The sequence below is a fragment of the Nostoc sp. NMS4 genome, assembly GCF_017115095.1.
Lineage (GTDB): Bacteria > Cyanobacteriota > Cyanobacteriia > Cyanobacteriales > Nostocaceae > Nostoc.
Window position 1 is genome coordinate 1 of the sequence record NZ_JABXKI010000334.1, and the last position, 5,218, is coordinate 5,218.

General features: G+C 42.1%; 6 protein-coding genes and 1 pseudogene. 6 read left to right on the forward strand and 1 reads right to left on the reverse strand.

Going from position 1 to position 5,218, the window contains the following annotated elements; all coding sequences use genetic code 11:
- Positions 1–440, reverse strand: a 440-nt coding sequence (locus HWQ37_RS29975) for a hypothetical protein (RefSeq protein WP_292754047.1), incomplete at its 3' end; no start/stop codon positions are given.
- Between the two features lie 180 nt (positions 441–620).
- On the opposite strand from HWQ37_RS29975, the gene HWQ37_RS29980 reads away from it, so the two are divergent.
- The 6 genes and pseudogenes from HWQ37_RS29980 to HWQ37_RS30005 form a co-directional block, all read left to right on the forward strand.
- Positions 621–2,255, forward strand: coding sequence for an ATP-binding protein (locus tag HWQ37_RS29980; RefSeq protein ID WP_292754048.1), 1,635 nt, complete (start codon positions 621–623; stop codon positions 2,253–2,255).
- A 377-nt stretch (positions 2,256–2,632) separates the two neighbouring features.
- Positions 2,633–3,190, forward strand: coding sequence for a DUF192 domain-containing protein (locus tag HWQ37_RS29985; RefSeq protein WP_292754049.1), 558 nt, complete (start codon positions 2,633–2,635; stop codon positions 3,188–3,190).
- A gap of 400 nt (positions 3,191–3,590) precedes the next feature.
- Positions 3,591–4,187, forward strand: coding sequence for a hypothetical protein (locus HWQ37_RS29990; protein ID WP_292754050.1), 597 nt, complete (start codon positions 3,591–3,593; stop codon positions 4,185–4,187).
- A gap of 92 nt (positions 4,188–4,279) precedes the next feature.
- Positions 4,280–4,615: a hypothetical protein gene (locus HWQ37_RS29995; RefSeq protein ID WP_069072332.1), complete on the forward strand. Its 336-nt coding sequence runs from the start codon at positions 4,280–4,282 to the stop codon at positions 4,613–4,615.
- Between the two features lie 42 nt (positions 4,616–4,657).
- Positions 4,658–4,861 (forward strand): hypothetical protein, encoded by a 204-nt coding sequence (locus HWQ37_RS30000; RefSeq protein WP_292754051.1) that lies wholly within the window; start codon positions 4,658–4,660, stop codon positions 4,859–4,861.
- Positions 4,824–5,165: pseudogene (locus HWQ37_RS30005) on the forward strand (hypothetical protein); the annotation flags it as partial. The gene HWQ37_RS30000 and the pseudogene HWQ37_RS30005, both read left to right, overlap by 38 nt.
- Positions 5,166–5,218: the final 53 nt, after the last annotated feature.

The window sequence follows — 5,218 nt, forward strand, 5'->3', positions numbered from 1 at the left end:
AGTTGAGCGATCGCACCAGCAATAAATCGAGCGCAGCGTTCTGGTTGAGACGAGACTTGTTCTTCTGCAAACCGGATGACTAGCCAGTTGGCATCGACAAAACACTTGTTTCGGTAATCATCCTCGCTGATACAGTGGGTAGGCTTAAGAGTCGCAAACGAAATTGGCTCATCAACCTCCAAATCTATGTGTAAGCCAGTATTTGGTTCAATAATAAGAAAATCAGCCGTAAATGGTAGTCGATGCCCTGGAGGAAGCATCACCTGCTGGGGAGAAACAATTTCACCAAAATAGTGTTTGAGAACATTTTCAAACAGCCCCTCACTTGCCCCAATTGGTGCATCTCCCTGTCCAGACGGAAAAACTAAAGGGATAAACTGTTTTTTTTCTTTAACTAACTCTGGGATAACAACAATTGGATATTCTGGTGTCTTTGCCATACTTGCACTAACTCTTCATACTGCAATTATCTAAATTCACAACGCGATTACACAATCAACAAAATACTGAAAATCAACCAACTTTTTTCTAATTTATGGACGCAAGAACCAAAATTATCAGTTTTCGGACAGCATCCCTTCTGGATAAGATTACTTCTGAGTACGCTACAAGCAACTGAGATGAAGTCTAGCTTTGACTATCTAGAAGACCTTCTTGCGGACAACTATCCAATCATCGCCTGCGAATCTCCCCTCCAAGAACGTCACCGCCTCCTCACCCGAATCACTACTTACTGTCACCAAGCAGGCAAAAAAGCCTACATATGGAATCTCAGCAAGGACAGTATTAAAGAACTAGTAGTCAGCGCCGAAGAAAATCTGGTTTTTCGAGAGTTTGACGACTATAAACCTTCCATAAAACAAAATAAAGAAGACTATTTTCAAGTACTCAATTTTTGGAAAATTTATTCTGGCACTGGAGTATTAATTGTTGAGAATATTTTCCCTTGGATAAAAGAAAATACACCTAAAGAATCTGATTTTATTATATCAGAATGGATTAAATCGTCGTTAATCAATCTCAATTTTCATACCAAAGATAGTGGTAAAACTACTATCTTACTAGGAGCCAACGCTGAGATAGCAAGCGAAATAGCGGCAGAAATTCCCCTATGGAGTCAAGAACTACCAGATGTACAAGAAATTATTGACAGTTTAATTAAAAGCAAAAAATTTTCTTTCACATATACAGATCAAGACTATTTAGAAATTGCTAACGCTAGTGCTGGCTTGTATATTTCTGATATTATGTATTGTCTAAATGATATTAATAAAAATCATGATTTAGTAAATTCCAGTGAGATAGCCAAGCTTCTGCTATCAAAAAAAATTCAACTGCTCAACCGCTTGTATGACATCGAATTCTTACCTCCGCCAAAAGTCCAACTTGGTGGGTTGGAACTCATGCAGCAGTCATTCAAAAAGTTCAAGCGATTGCTTACCCCGCGTGCCAAACAATATAATCTGCGTGTACCCAAAGGGATTATGCTTGTGGGGCCACCGGGGACAGGAAAATCACACTCAGCAAAAGCCTGTTCCCAGAATATGGGTATTCCCCTTATCATGGTCGATTGGGGCAACTTTAGAAGTTTTGGCAACCAAGCAGAAATGAAACTCAAACGCTTGTTGCGACTGGCAGATAGGCTCAACCAAGTAATTTTGTACTTTGACGACTTCGATAAAGGCTTCGCCGGGGAGGATGACCTCGCCAAACGGCTTGCTGGCCAGCTGTTGACGTGGATGCAAGAGCGCACGTCAGATGTACTGATCATCGCCTCAGTCAACCGAATGGAATGGCTGCCACCCGAACTCACCCGTGCTGGACGGTTTGACTATTTATTTAAGGTAGACCTGCCCAATAATGGGGAAAGATATAGTATCTTCAAACTGCACGCTGCCCGATTTGACGAACGTTTTCGCAATGGCGGCGACCCCTGGAGCGAGGAACAGTGGCGCAGAATTCTTAAAGCCACCAATCGGTGTGTAGGTGCAGAAATCCAGACAATTGTAGAACGCGCCGCTAGTACCATATTCTGCGAAACAGTAACAGAAGATACCTACGCATCAAGCAAACTCCCCGCACTCGAACTAACAATCGAAGCATTACTAGAAGAACGCCGCCAGATTAACCCGCTTGCCATCCGCGAAGCCGATAAAGTCGAGTCGATGCGTAACAAAGCTGACCAACAAGCTTTACCTAGTAGTCCCCTCGATGAAAGCAAGTTTGCTGTTGGTAACATCGAGATTTTTAGCTAATGAAAGGAGCCAGAATACAGAATTCAGGAGTCAGAAGAACTCCAGCCATAAAGGAAGGAGTTTCGCGCTGGTGGTTAAAAACTTTTTTGTTTTGCTTAACAACTCTGATGAGGCTTTAAACCAACAGTTAAGAGTCATTCGTACAAAGTCCTCAAGCCTTACGCAAGCTTTCTCCTGAATTCTGACGCCAAGCCGTAGAGCTTTCCTTGCTCCGCTCCTGACTCCTGAGTTCTGAGTTATGACTACTTCTTTGTAAAGATCATAAATCAATTCAAAGTTTCATCATGTTTTAACGAAAGCAAATGTAGCCAAAACATTTCAACAGATCATAATGCTTGCCATTTCTAACCACTCTACTACTTTATTTATCTAAAACTATGGAAGTTACAAGACAAACCGCTCAAACCAACATTCAAACTAAACAAGCACAAAATCCAGAAAAAAGCTTATTTTTCAAAATTCTCAATATCGTTGGGCCAATTGCTGGTTTTACTGCTGCCCTCTCACCCCTACCACTCTACTTTTGGACTCGCCAGCCCCAGTATCTACCTATTGGTGCAACCTTTACCAGTAATAATCAAACAGTTCAACTCGAACTAGCAGACGATAGAAAAGAATATGCCCACGGACTCAAATTTCGTGACTCTATTCCCGAAAATCACGGAATGCTATTTGTCCTCAACAAACCTGAAAAAGTTAAACTTTGGATGCAGGATACGTATATTCCTCTAGATATGATATTTCTCCAAGATGGAGTTATTAAATCAATCGTAGAGGCGGCTCCCCCCTGCAAAACAAAAACCTGTCCTAAGTACGATTCCATCTATCCTGTTAACCAAGTTATCGAACTACCTGCTAACAGTACCAAAACCCTCAACCTCAAAGTAGGCAAGAAGCTCCATCTCGACTTCAACCCAAATCAAACGCAGAATTAGTTGACGGACAATTTATTTCACTGGGTAAATTAACGGTAAAACACCGTAATTACACTACCTCATATATCAATTACTGACCCCCGATATAGATTATATCGGGGGTCAAACATTATGAAATAAACCACTGATTTAAATGTTGAAAGCTGTCAATCAAAATTTTCTAATTTTTTACTAATGATTTACTGAAAAACATAGTGTTTAAAAATGGAAAATTTTTAGATGCTTTTACGGATATTAGTCTCATAAAATAGGTTTACAAGCGAGAAGTTGGAGCAGAGATTTACTCCAATCCAAACTATGTACTAGGGGCAGACTCCGCCAACGGAATAAAGCAGTAATTCAGTCGTAATTACCCCTACAAAGTTTCATCCAGTAATTTCCAAAATCATCTACTTTTTTTATGAGAACAGACTACGAATCTAATTTTAGCAACGACCGCATTCCTTCCTACGAAGAATACGGATACCCCGCTCCCAGTCGTCGCCGTCGCAACTGGAAAGAAAACGTCAGCATCGCCGGACTAATGGCAGTTGGTACTGGCTTGATGATTGCAGATATCTCGATTCATCACATGGTAATGGCATCGCTCGCGTTTGGAACTGGCATTGTAGCGTTACTACCCAAGGAAGCAAACTTGCTACTTTCCAACTTCGAGAAATGGCAGCGCAAGTATGGCATCAATATTTATACTGTCTTGTTCTGCTTGGTAGGTGTAGTATTTATGTTGGATATCGCCGCTGCACCCGCAAACGCCCAGTTCATGCAAAACGCAGAGGACTTTTTCACAGAGTATTTTACTGGTGTTAATGCAGACATCATTAAATACGTATTCGCAGTACTGCGCGGTTTGTTCCTAATTTACCTTGGTATTGGTCTGATCCGGGTCGTTCAATCAGCCAGAAACGACGAGGATTGGCAAACGATCGCCCGTACACCAATTATCGTTGCCCTCACAGTTGTAGTTGGAGATTTGCTTGCAGGGCTGGTAACAGGCTGATACCAAGTCTTCAAAAAAGCCACCACGAGTGGCACAATTCCACAAGTGCCACTCATCAAAATTTCAAAAACTGACTTTTGCCTTTCGTAATAATGACAAGAGTTCGGGAATTTCGTACTGTCAACCGCGTATTAGGAGACCAACCACGCCTCGGGCCATTCCCCGCCGACCAAATTGTTCCCTGGAGTGCGATCGCTCTCATCTCCTACATGGTAGTCAAGGGTTTTATGCAAGCTTCTTGGCTTGCAACCGGAATTGTAACCGCCTGGGGATGGGCAACCTGGTGGACAGTAAGTTCCAACAAAGCCTTTTTCGGTAAGTTTGTCGGCACACCCCGCATCACCCGTGGTTACAAACCTTTTGTCTCCCTTGTTAATCCTTTACAACCTCAACCCAAGAAGAAGCGCCAGCTTAAAAAACGCAGATAAAGCTTCTCAATTAATAAATATCACCGAACGAAACTACAGGCTATGAGTTCGACCGCCTCAACGAAAATAAAGCACAAAATTGGTAAAAAATCTCTAGATACCGAACAATTAGGTGTTGTCAAAAATCTGACACCCTTTGAAGATATTACCCATTTAGCCGGGATTGCAAGTATCTCGCTTGCTGGTCGTAGAGATATCGGCGCACTCATCCTCCAGCGCGATGTCTTCAGAGAAGGGATCAATTGACGTAAAAGCCAATATGAACATCGAGGAAGCGGTCAAGGCACAAGAAACTATCCTCAGAGGCAGTCTCCCGATCCATACTGCCGTTGTTTTTTGTGTTCATCGTCACAGTCGTCAAAAACTCGATGAAGCTTGCCAATATCTTTCTAGCTGCTTCTTGCGACCTGCTGTAGTTGATAGAGAAATCGAGTATGCCTGGAAAACATGGTTACAATGTGTACCTATTGTCTGGGAAAACCTACTCACAAGACCCTTTAACCGTCGCCTCCCCTATTTCTCATCAGAAGTTCCCGGACTCATGCCACTAGACCTATCCTTAATATAAGCTTTGTGGGATAATCAAAAAATAATTAAGCAATA